Source organism: Psychrobacter immobilis, assembly GCF_904846185.1.
In the GTDB taxonomy this organism is placed as follows: Bacteria; Pseudomonadota; Gammaproteobacteria; order Pseudomonadales; family Moraxellaceae; genus Psychrobacter; species Psychrobacter immobilis_B.
On the sequence record NZ_CAJGZQ010000008.1, the window covers coordinates 22,003 to 42,368 of the forward strand.

Annotated in this window: 12 protein-coding genes; 4 read left to right on the plus strand and 8 right to left on the minus strand. The window is 43.5% G+C overall.

Annotation, left to right across the window (positions count from 1 at the left end):
- Positions 1-272: 272 nt before the first annotated feature.
- Positions 273-2,000 (minus strand): AMP-binding protein, encoded by a 1,728-nt coding sequence (locus tag JMW94_RS05910; protein WP_055124813.1) that lies wholly within the window; start codon positions 1,998-2,000, stop codon positions 273-275.
- Between the two features lie 571 nt (positions 2,001-2,571).
- Between JMW94_RS05910 and parC the strand changes: the two genes are divergently transcribed.
- On the plus strand, positions 2,572-4,878 hold the full coding sequence (parC, locus tag JMW94_RS05915) for a DNA topoisomerase IV subunit A (RefSeq protein WP_201602865.1): 2,307 nt from the start codon (positions 2,572-2,574) through the stop codon (positions 4,876-4,878).
- A gap of 45 nt (positions 4,879-4,923) precedes the next feature.
- Entirely contained in the window at positions 4,924-5,931 is a 1,008-nt protein-coding gene (locus JMW94_RS05920) for an NYN domain-containing protein (protein ID WP_201602868.1), read from the plus strand.
- A gap of 80 nt (positions 5,932-6,011) precedes the next feature.
- Here the strand turns inward: JMW94_RS05920 and JMW94_RS05925 are convergent, their stop codons facing one another.
- Positions 6,012-6,491 (minus strand): BLUF domain-containing protein, encoded by a 480-nt coding sequence (locus tag JMW94_RS05925; protein ID WP_201602871.1) that lies wholly within the window; start codon positions 6,489-6,491, stop codon positions 6,012-6,014.
- 377 nt (positions 6,492-6,868) lie between these two features.
- Positions 6,869-7,384, minus strand: a complete 516-nt coding sequence (locus tag JMW94_RS05930; protein ID WP_201602874.1) for a hypothetical protein — start codon at positions 7,382-7,384, stop codon at positions 6,869-6,871.
- A 300-nt stretch (positions 7,385-7,684) separates the two neighbouring features.
- On the opposite strand from JMW94_RS05930, the gene JMW94_RS05935 reads away from it, so the two are divergent.
- Positions 7,685-8,515: an HAD family hydrolase gene (locus JMW94_RS05935; RefSeq protein WP_227685435.1), complete on the plus strand. Its 831-nt coding sequence runs from the start codon at positions 7,685-7,687 to the stop codon at positions 8,513-8,515.
- Positions 8,516-8,590: 75 nt separating this feature from the next.
- Here JMW94_RS05935 and JMW94_RS05940 read toward each other — a convergent pair whose 3' ends face one another.
- A complete protein-coding gene (locus tag JMW94_RS05940; RefSeq protein ID WP_193009072.1) occupies positions 8,591-8,854 on the minus strand; it encodes a hypothetical protein in 264 nt (87 codons plus the stop codon).
- 404 nt (positions 8,855-9,258) lie between these two features.
- On the opposite strand from JMW94_RS05940, the gene JMW94_RS05945 reads away from it, so the two are divergent.
- Positions 9,259-10,380, plus strand: a complete 1,122-nt coding sequence (locus JMW94_RS05945) for an ABC transporter substrate-binding protein (RefSeq protein ID WP_201602877.1) — start codon at positions 9,259-9,261, stop codon at positions 10,378-10,380.
- Between the two features lie 245 nt (positions 10,381-10,625).
- Here JMW94_RS05945 and JMW94_RS05950 read toward each other — a convergent pair whose 3' ends face one another.
- From JMW94_RS05950 to gltB, 4 genes are all read right to left on the minus strand, one after another.
- Complete coding sequence (locus JMW94_RS05950; RefSeq protein ID WP_087814763.1) at positions 10,626-11,861, minus strand: FUSC family protein; 1,236 nt, start codon at positions 11,859-11,861, stop codon at positions 10,626-10,628.
- Positions 11,862-12,106: 245 nt separating this feature from the next.
- Positions 12,107-13,342 carry an FUSC family protein gene (locus tag JMW94_RS05955; protein WP_201602880.1) on the minus strand — a complete coding sequence of 412 codons (1,236 nt, stop codon included), beginning with the start codon at positions 13,340-13,342 and terminating at the stop codon, positions 12,107-12,109.
- A 162-nt stretch (positions 13,343-13,504) separates the two neighbouring features.
- Positions 13,505-14,926 (minus strand): glutamate synthase subunit beta, encoded by a 1,422-nt coding sequence (locus JMW94_RS05960; protein ID WP_201602883.1) that lies wholly within the window; start codon positions 14,924-14,926, stop codon positions 13,505-13,507.
- 180 nt (positions 14,927-15,106) lie between these two features.
- The gene (gene gltB / locus JMW94_RS05965; protein WP_201602886.1) at positions 15,107-19,570 is read right to left on the minus strand and encodes a glutamate synthase large subunit; all 4,464 of its coding nucleotides are present in this window, start codon (positions 19,568-19,570) and stop codon (positions 15,107-15,109) included.
- Positions 19,571-20,366 lie beyond the last annotated feature (796 nt).

Sequence of the window (20,366 nt, forward strand, 5' to 3'; positions counted from 1 at the left end):
CATAGCGACAAAAAAAGCAATAAATACAAAAAATGATAAGGCAGCATACCAGCAACCTTACCATTTTTGGATCACGACACCCAGTATCACAACCACCACTATCACGACGACTTAGCATCCTGATAGTTTCTTTCAGATTTAGTTCGTAGCGTTAGTTTGTAGCGTTAATTTTTATCATTAGTATCGTGGTGACTTATCATGATGACTTTACGAGTGCCTAACAAACAGTAGCAGACACTCATAAAAATACTCTGCCGCTGAAAGCTAGCTGATTAACCGTGGTTCTTTTCTTCCAGCACGCGCAAATCTTTGTGCAAAATCTTACCGACATTTGACTTCGGCAACTCATCGATGAACTCAACATAACGAGGACGCTTATAACCAGTTAAATTCTCTTTGCTATAAGCAAGCACTTCTTCTTTAGTCAAACTGTCATCACTACGCACAACATAAATCTTTGGCACTTCGCCGCTCTTTTCATCTTCGATACCGATGACACCGCACTCCAAAATCTTTGGATGACCTGACATCACATCTTCGACTTCGTTTGGATAGACGTTAAAGCCAGATACCAAAATCATATTCTTTTTACGATCAACGATTTTAAAATAGCCTTCTTCATCCATCACGCCGATATCACCCGTACGGAAATAACCGTCAGACGTCATGACTTCAGCGGTGGCATCATCACGTTTCCAGTAGCCTTTCATCACTTGTGGACCACGAACACAAATCTCGCCGCGCTCACCCAGTGCGACCTCATTGCCTTCTTCATCCAAGATAGCCATGTCTGTTGCTGGCATCGGTAGACCAATATTGCCTGAGAATTCGCCCGTACCTTCTGGGTTTGCTGACGCCACAGGAGACGTCTCTGACAGACCATAGCCTTGTACGATTACATTACCAGTAATTTTTTGCCATTTGTCAGCGGTGTCTTTTAATACTGCCATGCCACCGCCCATCGACATCTCAAGCTTGCTATGATCTAAGGCTTTAAATGGATCGCTATTTGCTAAAGCATTAAACAGCGTATTGACCGCTGGGAAAAACGCTGGTGGATAATCTTTATAAGCTTTGATTAAGCTTGCGCCATCACGTGGGTTTGGCACCAGTAGCCCGATACAACCGCGATATAAGCCAAACATGCCGCAAACGGTAAATGAGAAGATATGATATAGCGGCAAGGCGGTCATGATAACTGGCTGCTCATCCATACCTTCAAACTTATCAAAAGCATCGCCAAGATAGGTATCACATTGAATCAGGTTGGCGACTAAATTACCATGCGTGAGCATCGCCCCTTTAGCAACACCTGTGGTACCGCCGGTATATTGCAAAACAGCAATGTCATCAAGGCAGATGTTATCTGGACGTTTGTAATTTTTGGCTGAGAAACGATTCAGCGCTGTTTTGAAGTTGGTGCTGGTTTTAAGGTTATAGTCAGGTACAAGCTTCTTCACGTGACGCACGACCATATTGACGATAAAGCCTTTCAATGGACTCATCAAATCACCCATCGACGTCACGACGACATGGTCAACCAAGTCTTTACCAATGTCTTCATAGGTTTTAGCGAAGTTCTCTAAAATAAATAGCGCTTTGGTATCAGAGTCGGTTAGCTGATGCTCAAGCTCTTTTGAGGTGTAAAGCGGGTTAACGTTAACCAAGGTCATGCCAGCACGCAGCACACCCAATACCGCAACTGGTAGCTGCAAAATATTTGGCATCATGACGCCGACTTTATCGCCTTTTTTTAACCCAAGTGATTGCAAGTAGGCAGCAATTTGTTTGCTATAACGATCTAAATCTTCGTAGGAGAGTTTTGCATCCATACAGACAAACGCTGTCTTGCCAGCGTGCTTCGTAAAATTCTGCTCAAATATATCGATTAAAGAAGTATTAGCGGCTGGCATCTCAATGTCGTATTGAATACCAAGCTTTTCGTAAGTTTTGACCCATACTTTATCGTTACGACGAATTAGGTTACTGTGATTTTCCATAATCTTTTCTCTCCTAGTAATAGTACGCTACCGTCAACCCATGCGAATCACAGTGTGATAAAAATATAAAAACTCAGAGCGCAGGCTTGTCATCGTAATAGCAAGCTTGGCTGTGAGGTAATCATATGGTGATGAGCAAACAATATAGCGGTAAATAGCCCTCTGTTCATTAACATACACACTTTATACAGACTACTCAATATAAAAGATTGCTACTTGAGTTCGCAAACTGTCTTGACGGTCAATAATGTCATAGTTATCAAAACCTTAATAGCAATAATCGATAATCTTTCAGCGATTTATTAGCAAACATTTATTCATTAATACTCTTTATAGTGTTTTATCGTTAACTATTTTTTACCTTTACTATCAAGGGCAGTAGCAAGCTCTGTTAAGGTCACAAATTTACGTCGTGTACCCTTTTTATCATTATCCAGCACGTCACGACCTGTCGTCTATTCTGACTTATGCCTTTTTAATTTTGCCAATATCCTTTACGATAGCGCTATCCTATTTGTACGCTTGCACCAATTATTTATACCTATTAAAACTGATAAGTGAACCCTATTTTATGTCCGATGTTATTGATCATACGATTGACCCTATTATTCCCAATGAACCGATGGATACTCGCTCAGTCGCCGAGTTCACTGAGCAGGCCTATCTCAACTATGCGATGTACGTCATCATGGATCGGGCGCTGCCAAATATCGCTGACGGTCTAAAGCCTGTCCAGCGTCGTATTGTTTACGCCATGAGTGAGCTGGGGCTAAAATCAACGGCAAAGGCGAAAAAATCTGCACGTACCGTCGGTGACGTATTGGGTAAATACCATCCGCATGGTGACAGCGCTTGTTATGAAGCCATGGTGCTCATGGCGCAGCCGTTCAGCTATCGCTATCCGCTCATTACGGGTCAAGGTAATTGGGGTAGCCCCGACGATCCTAAATCTTTTGCCGCCATGCGTTATACCGAAGCCAAAATGTCCGCTTATGCCAATACTTTGCTTGCAGAACTTGGGCAAGGTACGGTCGATTGGCAAGATAACTTCGATGGCACCATGCAAGAGCCAACCACCCTACCTGCCCGCCTGCCTAATATTTTATTGAATGGTACGACCGGTATTGCGGTCGGTATGGCTACCGATATCCCGCCACATAATCTCAATGAAGTGGTGCGTGCAGCGATTCGTTTGCTTAAAAATCCAGAGTTGTCCGTTAAGCAGCTCACGCAATCAATACCAGCACCTGATCTGCCAACACCTGCTGAAATCATCACCAGCAAAAAAGATTTGCAAGCGATGTATGAGACTGGACGCGGTAGCTATAAAATGCGCGCAACGTTCCATATTGACCCTAAAGAAAAGAATCTCGTCATCATCGATGCACTCCCTTACCAAGTCTCAGGCAACAAGATCCAAGAGCAAATCGCGAAGCTAATGACCGATAAGAAATTGCCTTGGATTACTGATATCCATGATGAGTCAGATCACGAAAACGCCTGCCGTATCGTGCTTGAGCTCAAATCTACCCGCGTCGATGTGGCCCGTGTCATGAGTCATTTGTTTGCCAGTACGGAGCTTGAGAGCAATTATCGCGTCAATATGAATATGATTGGACTAAATGGTAAACCACAGGTCAAAAATCTAAAAGAAATCCTTGATGAATGGCTAATCTGTCGCCGTTCAGTGGTCACCCGTCGTCTGCAATATCGCCTCGATAAAATCGACAAGCGCTTACATATCCTCGCAGGTTTGCTGATTGCTTATCTTAATATTGATGAAGTCATTCGCATCATTCGCGAAGAGGACGATCCAAAATTATCGTTGATGCAAGATTATGACCTGACTGACATCCAAGCCAATGCTATTTTGGATATTCGTCTGCGTCAACTGGCAAAGTTAGAGGAAATTGAGCTGCGACGCGAGCAAGATGAGCTGGCTGCCGAACGCGCGATCATTCAAGAGTATCTGGACAATCCAGACAGCCTGACCAATCTGATGATTGATGAGCTGACCGCTGATATGAAAGAACATGGCAATGAGCGCGTATCACCACTGGCAGAGCGCGAAGAAGCGCAAGCATTAAAAGAATCTGACCTTGTACCGAGCGAACCAATCACTGCCATCCTATCAAAGGCAGGTTGGATTCGTGCTGCCAAAGGTCATGATGTTGGCGCTGCTGGCATGAGCTATCGCTCAGGTGACAGCTATCAAGCGCACGTCCGTGGCAAATCCAATGAGAAAATCTACGTGCTCGATAGCACTGGACGCAGCTATAGTATTGACGCACATAGCCTTGCTTCGGCTCGTGGTCAAGGCGATCCTCTGACCAGTGTGTTAAAACCACCAGCAGGTGCTAGCTTTGAGCAGCTATTAACGGGTGCTGACAACCAGCGCATCATCCTCGCTAGCTCCGCAGGGTATGGTTTTATCAACACCATCGGTAATCTTGATAGTAATCAAAAAGCGGGTAAAAACATCATTAACCTAGCGGCTGATAGTCGTTTGCTCCCTGTTGCGCGTATCGATGCGCCAGTAGAAACAGCTAATAATGCTGACAGTGACAATACCAATGCAAATGTAGCGCCTGACCATATTGCTGTCGTGACCAATGCTGGATATTTGCTGATATTTGCCCTCGATGATTTACCTGAACAGGCACGCGGTAAAGGCAATAAGCTAATTAAATTGAAAGAGAATGAGGAAGTGCTCGCCATTACGCCTCTCAGTCAGCAAGACAGCCTGATTATTACAGCAGGTAAGCGTCATGTGACACTCAAGCCAAATGATTTGGCTAACTATACGGGTGTGCGCGGCAATCGTGGTGGTCAGTTGCCAAGAGGCTTTCAGAATGTGACGAGTGTTGAGGTTGGGTGAGACGTATAAAGACCTTTGAATATATATTGAAATGAGAAAGTAAGAATGAAAAAATTTGCCGTGCTAATTGACGCTGATAATTCATCACATCGTCATATTGAACCTATCCTAGAAGAAATTGCTAAATATGGTATTGCTAGTGTAAAGCGTATTTATGGGGACTGGAGTATCGAGGCACTACTATCATGGAGGGATAAGCTTTTACCTAACGCTATTACGCCTGTACAGCAGTTTGCCTATGTAACTCAAAAAGATGCTACAGACATGAGGTTGGTGATTGATGCTATGGATATATTATATGCAGGAGATTTAGATGGTTTTTGTATCGTATCAAGTGATAGCGACTTTACCCCACTCGCATCTCGTATCCGTGAAAGCGGTTTATTGGTGTATGGATTTGGCAGACAAAGTACGGTTAAGTCATTTGTAAATGCCTGTGATAAATTCATTTACGTCGAAAACTTATTACCTGAGCCTGAAAGTAAAACTTTAATCGCAGATAATTCATCCTATCAGGTTCATTCGGATACAATCAAAATCGATAGGAAAACAGCAACTTTACAAGCAAATTCCATTGATAACGAAAATACCGAGATTGACATACCTACTCTCAATTTAATTTATAAAGCCATTAAAGATAATTCTGATGATGAAGGTTGGGCAAGTTTAGCAGTAGTAGGAAAATACATTAACAATGTCAGACCGGATTTTGATACCCGAACTTACGGACGTACAACTTTATCAGGTTTATTAAAAAAACTGATAAAGTTTGAATGCAAGGTTGAAGATAGTCATATGTTTGTCAGAAAATTCAACTTTCCCGTCTTCATTGAAATAGTTCGCACAACCGTTGATAAGATGGTTAGGAAGCAAGGTGTGAATAAAAACTGGGTTAATCTATCTGAGCTTACTGAGCAGCTAAAATCTCAGATTATTCACCATAAAATACTAATCCATCTTTCAGAACATGAAATTGAACAGAAGATTTTGGTCATTGACCCAAAGTACATTAACTTCAACCGTGATAAAAGTCTTGTCAGTATCAGTGCATGAAACAAAGCTGCTTCCCACTAAAAAGCCGCCTACACAATGTATAGACGGCTTTTTTACGTTAATCAGAATAGAGAACTTATCTAAGGCTTATTGGATTCAGCATCTTTAAAAATTGCTGTCAAAAAGCTTTTAATCTGAGCACTTGTCATTAGATAGGGATTATAGTCAGAACCTGCTGAGAAGCTTTTTAAGGCATACTCTTCATCTTCAGCGCTTGATGTTAGATGTTTCACTAAAAACCCATTCCATTGACGCGACTCTATTTCCTCTATATTAACAATATTGGGAAAAATGGTTGAATGCTCGTCAAGTATTTTTTCTAAGGCAATATTGATAGCGGGCCTTGTCCCTTGAAAACTTTGAACGAAATAACCTTCACTAATGACTAAAGCTGAAGCTATATTGTTTTCTTCAAAATACCTTCGCCAATACTCAAGTGCACGAGTCAGCTCGATTCCCGAATCTAGGTCGACATTTTTGGCGATATATATCATGTTGATAAGAATATGCTCGCCATTTATTTTTTTGCTTTCTGGAGTATGGCTTGTCGCTATAGTCATGAGAAACCTTATTTATAAAAACCTGATCTAATTTAAGATAAAGTATAATCAATAAAATTTTTTTTCTTAGTGGTTTTTTGTCATCTAGCATCATTGTATTTCTAGAAATAACCATTGGAATTTTAATGGGATAAGACGCCTATACTTCTCGGAGTACAATTGTACTATAAAACTTGGCACAATGACTGCGATATCATTAGTCTAATAATTAACAAGTCTAATCTATATCTTCCTATAGCACGGTCTCAACCCTAACATACGACTGACCCACGCTTACTCATGGCTCCGTCGTTGCAAACATCACTTACTCTTACTAAAAATCCGTCTATACACGCGGTATAGACGGATTTTTTACGCTCATTAAAACGACTAAGGCATCAATACCGACCCATCTCAACCGTTGTCTCAGCAAGCACACTATCGCCTTGCCATGCCTGCACATCTACCGTATACAGATGGTTTTTGCCACCTGAACAAGGTGGTTTATACGCCCCTCCCGCTTCCCCTGCACGGCTACGATATTCCGCGACCATCTCAATCCCAACTGGCACTTCATAAGTATGCCCAAACACACGTGGAATCTCAGCACTCGTAGCACCTTCTGGTAGGTTAAACTCTACAATGCCATGTCCACCATGTTGCATACGTTTATTACTCACATCGTTATAAACGAAAACCAAGCTCTCCGCGCCCATCGGAATGTTTGAGACCGTCATGCTCGGCGTGGCTGGATTTTTGCCATCATAGTTTAGACACTGCTGCCCTTCAGGTATTTTTTTGCCATTCCAAGCAGCATTGTTAAACTTAACATCCATTGCAAAGGCATTGGCAGATAGTGCCAATGTTGCCAGTGCCGTCAAAGCGGTGACTGATTTTAAGGTAAAAATTTTCATACTAGCTCCTTCAGGTAGCGGATACACTGATAAAAACCGTTCATCATTTTATTAACTGATATTGATCGTTAATCTTAACCTTATAATAAATAGCCACTCTTAAGTTAATTATATCGTTTAGGGTTTTTGTTAACCCTTCGAATAAGCGCAAATCAATCGCAATGCCAGCAACGCGAATACCGCAGCAGTAGCCAAATTTGCATCATCGCAGGTTACTCTATAGGTATTTATCTCTTTGGGTGTGTTGTAGTAGTATCTAAATCATTGGTATTGAAACGACTAAAAAACAATAGGATCATCATGTTTATCGAAGACAAAATCGCCAAAGAAAGTATGACTATCAAAACTCCGACACCCAAGATCATCTTTTTTGACATCGATGATACCTTGAGCCGCAATGGCATCATCGCCGAACACAACAAAGCGACCCTTGAGGAGCTTGCAGATACTGATATTAAGCTGGTGATTTCAACGGGACGCTCCAAAGCCATATTGCCAGCAGATATTTTAGCCTTGCTCGAAGCTGATGTCTTAGATGCGATTATTTGTATGAATGGACAGTATAGTTTTGATAAAAAGGGTCGAATTAGCCACTATCCGTTGTCCGCTGAGCAAACGGATACAATCGTGCGTCTGTGCCAACAGAGCGAGTTGATTCATAAGTTTGACTCTGCCACCCATATCGCTTGGTCAGGTGAAAATGAACGCTTGCGCGAGTTTAATGCCATCACGCCAAACTCTATCGTTGACCCTGAATACCATAAAGGGAATACCGTCTATCAGTGTTCAGTATTTTTTAACAATCAACATGAGAAAATGCAGGACGTCGATTTTGCCCAGTACGATTTAAAGCTCGTCCATTGGCATCATATCGGCGCAGATATCTTACCGATAGAGGCATCCAAGGCGCGAGGCATTAAAGACGTCTGTCAATACTATAGGGTAGATGCCAGTGAGTGTATGGCGTTCGGTGATGGAATGAATGATTTAGAGATGTTTGACTTGGTCGGCTATGCGGTGGCAATGGGCGATGCAAAGCAAGAATTGATTGCACGTGCAGACTTTGTCACAGGTACGATTGAAGAGCGCGGTATTCAGTCGGTGCTTGAGCAGTTTCATATTGCGTCTTAATAATCAGACTTTGCAAATTGCTATTTATCTAGGACGTGTTTTCATTTTTAAAATAAGGACACGTCCTAGCAAAATCTAACCACGCTTCGTCATTAAACTATAAATCCAACTACCGATTTTATAAAATCCGACAACAATCAAAATAAGCACCACCGCTGCCAGCACATAGGCCAACCAAACAGGCACATTACTCAACCAGCCAATCGTAAATGCCAAACCCATGTACGTCTCAACCGGCCAATTAACGATAGGTGTCGGCGAGCCAGCGTTAAACATGGTCATAAAGGCAATTATGCCAAGCACAGCAGTAATCAGTCCAGCGCGTTTACGATTATTCATCTTTTGCCTCTTTTAATTCGAACCATTTAATTAACATTCGATTGTTTTTATTTTATCGGTAATCTTTGCATCTTATAAAAACCACGTTGTAAACTCATGGCTTAAGGGTAAAGCAGCTCTCATCATAGCATGATTATTTACGCTTATTATCTTACTCAAATTCAGCAGTAAATCTCATATTTGTGCTTTTATAGATTCTTCAGCCATTCATCAGCGCCACTTTTAACAATATTATGAAGAACGAACGTCTTCCTTGCCCTTTAAATTCTTAACAATCATAGCCATAATAGTTTCACAACTGGCTCGATACCTTATATTCAGCACTTAGTATTTAGCCCTTAGCTTCCATTATCTATCACTTAACTTTTTACTCATTTGCATCATTCTTATTTAGGAGAGATATTTTGACTCATTTATCATCGCCCCAAAACATTGCTCGTAGCGCTCGTATACTACCAAAAGCACTATTAGCCGTGGCTGTTGGGCTAGCACTTGCTAGCTGTAGCAAGTCAGACAATACGGCGGCTGATAGTACAGCGGCGAGTGCTGAAACGCTCAATCTGTATAACTGGTCAGAGTATATGCCGCAAGAGATTCTCGATGGCTTTACTGAAGAGACAGGCATTCGGGTCAATTACACCACCTTCGATTCTAATGAAGCCATGTATGCCAAGCTTAAATTGCTCGATGACTCTAGCCAATATGACTTAGCGATTCCGTCGACCTATTATGTCGAAAAAATGGCCAAAGAAGGCTTACTGCAAGAGCTCGATAAATCCAAGTTGAGCAATTTTAAGAATCTCGATACCTCATTTACCAACACCAAGGTTGATCCAGAAAACAAATACTCGATTCCTTATATGTGGGGCAGCACCGGTCTTGCCATTAATGGTGACAAGGTCGATCCTGCAAGCGTAAATAGCTGGAACGATTTATGGCGTCCTGAGTATAAAGGGCAAGTGATGCTGATGAACGATATGCGCGAAGTGTTTGGCATGGCGCTATTGACCCTTGGGCATTCAGGTAATAGTAAAAATCCTGACGAAATCAAAGCCGCTTATGAGAAACTCACGACCTTGATGCCAAATGTGAAGACCTTTAACTCGGATGCCTCGCGCATGCCTTATATGGAAGGCGAAACCACGGTTGGTATGAGCTGGAATGGTGAAGCTATCATCGCCAATAACGAAGGCTTGACCAGCTTGGTTTATAAATATCCAACTGAAGGCGCTATCTTGTGGATGGATAATTTTGTGATTCCGAAAAACGCCAAACAAGTCGATGCAGCCCATAAGTTTATTGACTACTTGCTGCGTCCTGAGAACTCTAAAATCGTCAGCGAAGAGATTGGTTATGCCTCGCCTAATATGGCTGCGCGTGAGATGATGCCAGAAGAGGTGAGAAACAATCCAACCATCTATCCGAGCAAAGACGTACTGGCAAAAGCGGAGTTCCAAGAAGATGTCGGCGATGAAGCATTGCAAGTCTATCAGCAGTATTGGGACAAGCTAAAAACTGGTCGTTAATCACTGTTTGTTGATAGCTGTTTTTTATAGCTCGTTTTAATAACTTTTTTTAATAACTGTTACCGCAAAAAAACGCTGACTTAATAACGTCAGCGTTTTTTATTTATTTATTCTTTCTTGGCTTTTATTTAGCTTTTATAGTCGGTTCAATATAATTTGGATACAAGGAAGGCGAGCGAAATTATTAACAATAGTAGACTAATCGAGCCTGACACCGTATCTGATTTATATAGGATTTACTATATTTATAAGTGCAAATCAGTTTCACTACCTTTATGCTCAATACGGCGCTGTTCGCGGCGCTGATAGCGTAGACCAGAGGCAGCAAACCATTGCGGTTTGGTGGTTTGTAATAAATCACTAAGTCGCTGCAACTGTACTTGTAAGGTTTGGGTCAGCCAAAAATAGCCTTGCCATTCAAAGCCTAAGTTTTCTACACTTGGATATTCTGATACGGCGATGCGCGTAATCGGTCGAAATACTTCATCATTTGGACTACGTAATACCGCCGCCATATGCTGCATCGCTTGCGTCAATTCGTGCTGATAATGAATAAGCAAAATATGGTTTTCATCATCAATCTCAATATTAGCCAAACGCGGTGCCGCACTTAACAGTAAATCAATCGTACCAATAATATTACGATGGGTACGCTGAATAGTCTCTAGTGTTTCCTTTTCAATACCCGATTCGCTAGCTGTCGCTGCGATATGCGGACGCACGGCAAGCAAACGCTTATTGATTTTTTGTAGCGCTTTCACCAAAGACTTATTGACGGGTGTATCTGGTATAGAGCTGTTCGATGGATAAATAATACTGGCCGAACTGGTCGCCTTACTATACTTAAACGGCTTGGGCACTAAGACATCCGCATCAATATGATTGCCAACCCCTGCATACAAATTGCTGCAGGTTTCAAGATTACTGGCCAACAAAAACCGCCACATCAACGTTGACTTCAACGGTAAAATTAACGTCGCGGCCACTGCTACTCCTGCACCAAGCAAAATATTGAACGCGCGATATAAGCCATCTTGAGTAATATTGCTGTGGTCAGGACTCGACACAATCATCAGCATGGTAATACCTGTCAGCAGACCGATATAGCCCAATTGCTTGACTGCCACATAACCGATGATGCCACTGATAATGCCAATCAGCCCATAATATAACCACAGCCAGCCACCGATATCTTTAATCAGCCATAAGAAGCTAAGTCCAACCACTACCCCAAGCAAAGTACCCAATATCCGCTCTTTAGCCTTGGTATAAATCGCCCCTTGATATTGTAACAAACCCAAAATCACAAACACAGTAATGGTCGTCCACTCACCATGCGGCAAGTGCGTAAACTCATTTAACAAGAGCGCAATAAGTACAGCCAGACCCAAACGTATGGCATGCAAAACATCTGCATGCTGATAACGGGCATAAGGCTCTACAAACGGGGCGGTAAATCGTTGCCAAAAAGTCGGTTTCACGCAGGGTATCTCTTATAAGTGAAGGAAGAAAAAATCGGTTAAATTCTAGCTACTGGCTTAACCACTGATAAAGCACGGATAAAGTCATGATCAAAAAATAACGCCTTTTACCTATTAAAAGATAAAAGACGCTGAAGGTCAAAACATGCTAGCACATAACGACAAAAAAACACCCTAACAACATAGCATTTGGCTATTGGTAATGCTGAAAGGTGCTGACAAATACTTGCCAGCATCTCCTATATTTACAAGTGTAAATCGGACTCGCCCCCCTGCTCTTTCATTCTACGCTGCTCACGCCTTTGATAGCGCAGACCAGAAGCAGCATACCACTGCGGTTTGGTCGTTTGTAGCAGATCACTTAACTGTTGCAGTTGTGCTTGCAACGTTTGCGTCAACCAAAAATATCCTTGCCACTCAAACGTTGCATACTGTACGCTAGGATATTCTGATAGCGCAATACGCGTAATAGGTCGAAAAGTCTGATCGCTTGGACTGCGTAGTACTGCCGCGATATGCTGCATGGCTTGGGTGAGCTCGTGTTGATAGTGAATCAGTAGCGTATGATTATCATCGTCGATATCGATATTCGCCAAACGCGGTGCTGCACTGAGCAATAAATCGATGGTACCGATGATATTGCGATGGGTACGCTGAATCGTTTCTATCGTCTCTTTATGAATGCCGGACTCGCTTGCTGTTGCAGCGATATGTGGACGTACTGCGAGTAATCGCTTGTTTATTTGCTGCAGCGATTTTATCAACGCTTTATTGACAGGCATATCTGCAGTAGTGCTATTTTGAGGATAAGACAGGCTAGCTGAGCTTTTTGCTCTAGTATAGACAAGCGACTTGGGAGCCACTATTTCAGCATCAATATGATGTCCGACACCAGCATAAAGATTACTACAGGCTTCTAAATTATTTGCCAATAAAAATCGCCACATCAACGTCGACTTTAGAGGTAAGATCACTGTCACCATGACCGCAATACCTGTACCGATTAAGATATTGAGTGCACGATAGACACCATCTTGCGCCATATTAACTTGATTCAAGTTAGAGACGATCATCAGCATAGTAATGCCAGTGAGTAACCCAGTATACCCTAGCCGCCTGACCGAAAAATAACCAATAATCCCACTGACGATACCAATAAGCAGGTACTCTATCCCTAGCCAAGCACCCGTCCCTTTATTGAACCATAAGATTGCAAATGCCACGACAATACCCGAAACCGTGCCTAGTACTCGCTCTTTGGCTTTGGTATAAATAGCGCCTTGATACTGTAGCAATCCCAAAATAATAAAGACGGTAATCGTCGTCCATTCCCCATGTGGAAAACGGCTTATTTGATTGGCTAACAGCGCAAACACGATGGCTGCACCGATACGTATGGCGTGCAAGATATCAGCGTGCTGATAGCGCGCATAAGGTTCAATGAATGGTGCAGTAAATCGTTGCCAAATTTTTGGTTTCACGCACAGGTACTCTTATTAATTGAAGAATATATAGTCAATGAAAAGTAATATCGAACCATCATGTACTGCTGATATCAAAAAAAACGTCTCTTACCTGTTAAAAGGCAAAAGACGTTTGAGATCGAAATAGAGCTGTCAATAATTGGATGTAAACCAAACCCATTATACCTCTAAGAAGTCCAAAATACCTTCAGCGGCCTCACGACCTTCCCAAATCGCAGTCACGACCAAATCAGAACCGCGTACCATATCACCACCAGCAAATATCTTGGGGTTTTTGGTTTGGAATTTAAAGGTTTGCTTTTCCGCTGCCAGCACGCGACCAGAGCTGTCCATTGCCACTTGCTGAGACTCAAACCAGTCAGCAGGGCTAGGACGGAAGCCAAAAGCCATAATTACGGCATCACATGGGATAATTTCTTCTGAATTAGGAATCGGCTCAGGACGCTGACGACCACGGTTGTCTGGCGCACCCAAGTGAGTCGTGACGACTTTGACGCCATTCACTTTACCATTCAAGCCAATGATTTCTGTCGGTTGACGATTGAATAGAAACTCAACGCCTTCCTCTCGAGCATTGACGACTTCGCGGCGCGAACCTGGCATGTTCTCTTCGTCACGGCGATAGGCACAGACTACTTGCTCAGCGCCTTGGCGAATACTGGTACGGTTACAATCCATCGCAGTATCGCCACCACCTAGCACCACCACTCTTTTGCCCTTAAAGTCGATATATTCTTCAGGATTTTTTTCCCAATCGTTGCAACGATTGACGTTGGCAATTAGGTAATCTAGCGCATCATGAACACCGGAAAGCTCTTCACCAGCAAAGCCGCCACGCATATAAGTGTAAGTACCCATGCCCATAAATACCGCATCGTACTCGCTTAACAGTTCATCAATACTAATATCAGTACCGATTTCCGTCTCAAGACGAAATTCCATGCCCATGCCTTCAAAGATGACACGGCGGTTACGCATGACGTCCTTTTCCATTTTAAATTCTGGAATACCAAAGGTCAGTAAACCACCAATTTCAGGACGCTTATCAAACACAACTGGTTTTACGCCATTTCTAACGAGTATATCCGCACAGCCCAAACCTGCTGGCCCTGCACCGATGATCGCGACTTTTTTATCTGTCCAAACCACATCAGACATATCCGGACGCCAGCCAAGTGCAAAGGCGGTATCGTTGATGTACTTTTCGACATTACCAATGGTCACAGCGCCAAAGCCATCATTTAAGGTACAAGCGCCTTCACATAAGCGATCTTGTGGACAGACGCGACCGCAGACCTCAGGCAACGTATTGGTGCGGTGACACAATTCAGCCGCTTGAAATATCTGCCCTTCGGTAGCCAATTTGAGCCAGTTAGGAATGTAGTTATGTACAGGGCACTTCCATTCACAATAAGGGTTACCACACTCCAGACAGCGGTGCGACTGCTGCGCAACGGCTTCACTCTCAAACGGTTTATAAATTTCAACAAACTCCGTTGAGCGCGTGGCGATGTCTTTTTTGGTCGGCTCAAGCCGTGGTACATCTAAAAACTGAAAACTATTTTCTAAGCGTTTTGCCATGGTATTGTCTCTTTAATATGAGGCTTTTTATATCAAGCTTTTTTAAAGTGGGCGGTGACAGTCAACGATGTCTCATTTATCGCAAAATTAAGAGGTTTATATCGTGACCGTCACTTACCTGCTGAAAACCTTTGAGTTAAAAGGCTTTTAAAAGCGGAACATTGGATAATCCAAGCAAAGCTATTGTGGGTCAGCCATGGTGGTTTTGAGAAGGCTCGCAATGTTTGCCGCTTTAGGCTTCACCAAATAAAACTTACGAACATAGTGCTCAAAGTCAGCCAATATCGTCTGACCCCACGCGCTGCCTGTTTTATTAACATGCGCTTCAATCACTTGCTGCAAATGAATACGATGCTCTTCGGTTTGCTCACTTGAGATACGGTTAAGATCGATCAGCTCATGGTTACAACGGTCAAAGAAATCACCTTCCATATCAAGCACATAAGCGAAGCCACCTGTCATACCTGCCCCAAAGTTGAGACCCGTACGCCCAAGAATAGTGACAATACCGCCTGTCATATATTCACAGCAATGATCGCCTGTGCCTTCGATGACTGCGTGCGCGCCAGAGTTACGCACCCCAAAGCGTTCGCCAGCAGTACCAGCTGCATATAGTTTGCCGCCCGTTGCGCCATATAAGCAGGTATTACCAATGATGGCGGTCTCTTGCGCCGTAAAGCTTGAGTCTTTTGGTGGATAAATAACAATCTCACCGCCAGCCATGCCTTTGCCGACATAATCATTGGCATCGCCTTCTAGCTCAATATTTAGACCACCTGCATTCCAGACGCCTAAACTCTGCCCAGCAGTACCAGTCAGATGCAGCTTAATTGGCATATCACTCATGCCAAGGTTGCCCCATACTTGCGCAATCTCACCAGAGATACGCGCGCCGATAGAGCGATCACAGTTACCGACATAATAGCTATAATCGCCGCCATTACCTTGACGAATATTGAGCAGCATATCACTAATCATCTGTTCAGCAAGTAAGCCTTTATCAAACGGCTCATTACGCTCAACTTGACAGGTTTGGGCTTTACCACTACTGGCCGGATGGCTAAATAGTAATGGCGTTAAATCCAAATGACGCTGCTTATCCGTGTTGCCTTCTAATACTTCAAGCAAGTCAGTCCGTCCGACCAACTCTTCCATACTACGCACACCAAGGGCGGCAAGCCATTCGCGCGTTTCCGTTGCTACAAATTTAAAGAAGTTAATCAACATCTCCGCTTCGCCAATGAAATGCTCATCACGTAGCTTGGCTTTTTGCGTCGCAACTCCAGTCGGGCAATTATTAAGATGGCAAATGCGTAGGTATTTACAACCAACGGCAATCATCGGCGTGGTACCAAAGCCAAAGCTTTCTGCCCCAAGGATGGCGGCTTTTACCACATCAAGTCCTGTCTTTAGACCACCATCAGTTTGAATACGAACTTTATGACGCAAGCCATTTACTCGTAGTGATTGGTGGGTCTCAGCCAGTCCTAGCTCCCATGGTGAGCCTGCATGATGGATAGACGATAGCGGAGAGGCTGCTGTGCCGCCATCATAGCCTGAAATAGTGATTAAATCGGCATAGGCTTTTGCCACACCAGTCGCGATAGTACCAACGCCCGGACGTGAGACCAGTTTCACCGATACTAAGGCATCTGGATTGACTTGCTTTAAGTCAAAAATCAGCTGCGCCAAATCTTCGATAGAATAAATATCATGATGCGGCGGAGGTGAAATCAACGTCACACCCGGTACAGAATAACGTAAGCGCGCAATCAGAGCATTGACCTTACCACCCGGCAGCTGACCTCCCTCACCCGGCTTGGCACCCTGTGCAACCTTGATTTGCATCACTTCGGCTGAACGCAAATACGCTGGGGTGACGCCAAAACGACCCGAGGCAATTTGTTTGATCTTTGAGTTGCGCAACGTGCCATAACGTACTGGATCTTCGCCGCCCTCACCAGAATTTGAGCGTCCACCGATGGTATTCATCGCCATGGCAATCGCTTCATGGGCTTCAGGTGACAATGCCCCTAACGACATGCCCGCCGAGTCAAAGCGCGTCAGAATGGATGAGATATCCTCTACGTCATTCACATCGATAGAGTTATCTGTTTTTAATTGCAATAAATCACGCAAGGTCGCCACAGGACGGCTATTAACCAAATCAGCATAATGACGATAATTATCATAATTACCCGTACGAACCGCGGTATGCAGGCTATTAATCACGTCTGGGTTAAAGGCATGATATTCTTTGTTGAAGACAAACTTCAGTAAGCCACCTTGATCGAGTGGCGCGCGGCGCTTGAAAGCATTCGCCGCTAGCTGTGCTTGATCGGCAGCTAAGTCAGCAAAGGTTGCACCTTTAATACGACTCTGTACGCCTTTGAAACACAGGCTTACCACCTCTTCAGAGAGACCCACTGCTTCAAATAACTGCGCGCCTCGATAAGAAACAATGGTCGAGATGCCCATTTTTGATAAGATTTTTAGCAAGCCTTTATCCAAGCCTTTACGGAAATTAACCCGCGCTTGAATCGGATCGCCAAGCAGCTCGCCAGTCGCTACCAAGTCATCAATAACATCATAAGCCAAGTAAGGATAAACGCAGGTCGCACCAAAACCAATCAATACTGCCACTTGATGCGAATCACGTGCCAGACCAGTCTCAATGATTAAATTAGCATCAGTACGAATACCTTGACCAATCAAATAATGATGCACCGCACCAGTCACCATGATGGCGTTGGCTGGTACTTTATCGGCATCGATGTGTTTATCAGACAACACAATCAAAGTGTGACCAGCTCGGATGCTGTTAGCCACTTGCTCGCAGATAGCCATGATGGCTTCTGATAACTTAAGGGTGCGATCATAGTTTAAATCAATACGCGCCATTTTAAAGGCTGGATCGCCCAAGGTCTCAAGCTGCTGCATCTTGCTGGCTGACAGTACAGGCGACGATAAGATAATACGGTGTGCATCTCGCGCTGATGGCGCAAACACATTGGTCTCAGCACCGAGGCAGGTCTGCAATGACATCACGATAGATTCACGCAATGGATCAATCGGTGGATTGGTCACCTGTGCGAACTGCTGGCGGAAAAAGTCACCGACATGGCGGATTTGCTGCGACAGCACTGCCATGGGCGTATCATCACCCATTGAACCGACAGGCTCTTGACCATTTTCGGCGTTGGGGCGGATAATTTCAGTACGCTCTTCATTGGTGATGTGATACATTTTTTGCAGTGTTTTTAGCTCATTACCACGGCATGTTTGCGCTGCTAATTCTTCTTCTAAACGCTCATCATCACGGATACGGGTTGCTTCTTCACGCAGCCATTTACGGTACGGATGGGCTTTTTTCAGTAACGTCGCAATCGCTTTAGTATCTAAAATTTGACCCGTTAAAGTATCAATAACGAGCATTTGACCAGGGCCAACGCGTCCTTTTGCCAATACATCTTTTGGCGAGTAATCCCACACACCAACTTCAGAGGCAACGGTGATATAGCCGTTCTTGGTCGTCACCCAGCGCGATGGGCGTAGACCGTTACGATCAAGCATACAGACCGCATAGCGTCCATCTTGAATCACCAAACCTGCTGGACCATCCCACGCTTCCATGTGCTGCGAATAAAACTCATAAAAGGCGCGCAAATCCATATCCATGCTATCGACATTCTGCCAAGCAGGTGGCACGAGAATCGACATCGCATGGAATAGATTCATACCACCTGACATGAGGACTTCAAGCATATTATCTAAGCTTGATGAGTCAGAGCCCGTACTGTTCACCAGTGGCGTCAATTCATTCAAATTGGGCAGTTTGTCTGATTTTAGTTTTGGCGTCCGTGCCTCAGACCAGTTGCGATTGCCTGTGATGGTGTTCAACTCGCCATTGTGGGCAAGATAACGAAACGGCTGAGCCAAGGGCCAACGCGGCAAGGTATTGGTGGAGAAACGCTGATGAAATACCACGATATGCGATGCCAAACGCGCATCTTGTAGATCCAAGAAAAATGCTGGCAAGTCTGATGGCATCACCAAACCTTTATAGATAATCGTCTGACAGCTTAATGAGCACACATAAAACAGCTCATCATCAGCCAAGCGCTGCTCTGCTTTTTTGCGTGCGACAAACAGTTTACGGTTAAAGTCATCCGCTGCCAAATCATCGGGTGCGTTGACAAACACTTGCTTAAAATCAGGTAAAGTCTCACGGCCAATGTCACCGACGATGCTCAAATCAAGCGGCACATCACGCCAGCCAGCAACCTCTAATCCTTGGGCGACAATCTCATCGCTAAGCACTTGCTGGCTATCACAAGCTTTTGTCTCATCTAAATTGACAAAGATCATACCAACTGCAAAGTTGTTAGTAATCGCGAACCCTTGCTCAGCAGCAATACCTCTAAAAAACTCAACAGGCGTCGCCAGTAGTAGACCACAACCATCACCCGTTCTACCATCAGCAGCAACACCGCCGCGATGGGTCATACAGCTTAGACTATGAATAGCAGTTTTTACCAAATCATGGCTGGCTTGTCCCTCAATATGAGCGATCAAACCAAAACCACAGTTATCAGAAAAGTCATCTGGCGTGGCCAGGTGGGTTTGCGAGGAAATCATTGACATGGCTAGTCCTTTTAGGTGAACGGGCAATTTATGCATCCAATGCAGATCATAAACTGAAGACCGTAAGCAGAACGGGCTAATAATTAATATTCGTATATCCGAATTAATAAATGGTGTGACGCTCATAGACATCATACTTTGAGACTAAGGTGAAAGCTCTGGCACTCCCAGTCATTGAATGATGTTTCAATAGATCATTAACATATTAAAAGATAGTAAACGGTCGCCCTTGGCAATGACATACAGCCCTGTATACCCGTTACCTAATCATCAATAACGCAATGTCGCTATCTTGAGTGTCACTTGTTATCACACCATGCCTAGCAATCCAGACTGATTGACTACGCATGTAATAACCGTGCATTTGATTAATTTTGAATATCTGACGCTCTGTAATCAAGCGCTTCATTCACTCTAAAGAGAGCGATAATAAGAGAGGTTGCGCCACTTGCGATAGCTTAATTATAGATAGCAAGTGACAACGCTTGAGACAAAAAATTTTAGTAACGTATCTTTTAAATGATAGAAGTTTACCAATTCATTGTTAAAAAACAATTTTTACGATAACTATACAGAACGTCGCCCACAGTTATATTAGTTAATGACGGACAAAAAATCTAGTCTTTTCTATCGATTCACCCACCATATTTTGTAAGAGAACTTATTACTATTGGTTATAGGATGATTAAATGTTCTATGCAAATTTTGATACATAGTATCTGTGACAAGGCTTAGTTGAGATACTTAATTAAGATCAACTTCTTTTGGAAATGTATTTTTAGCACTAATTATATGC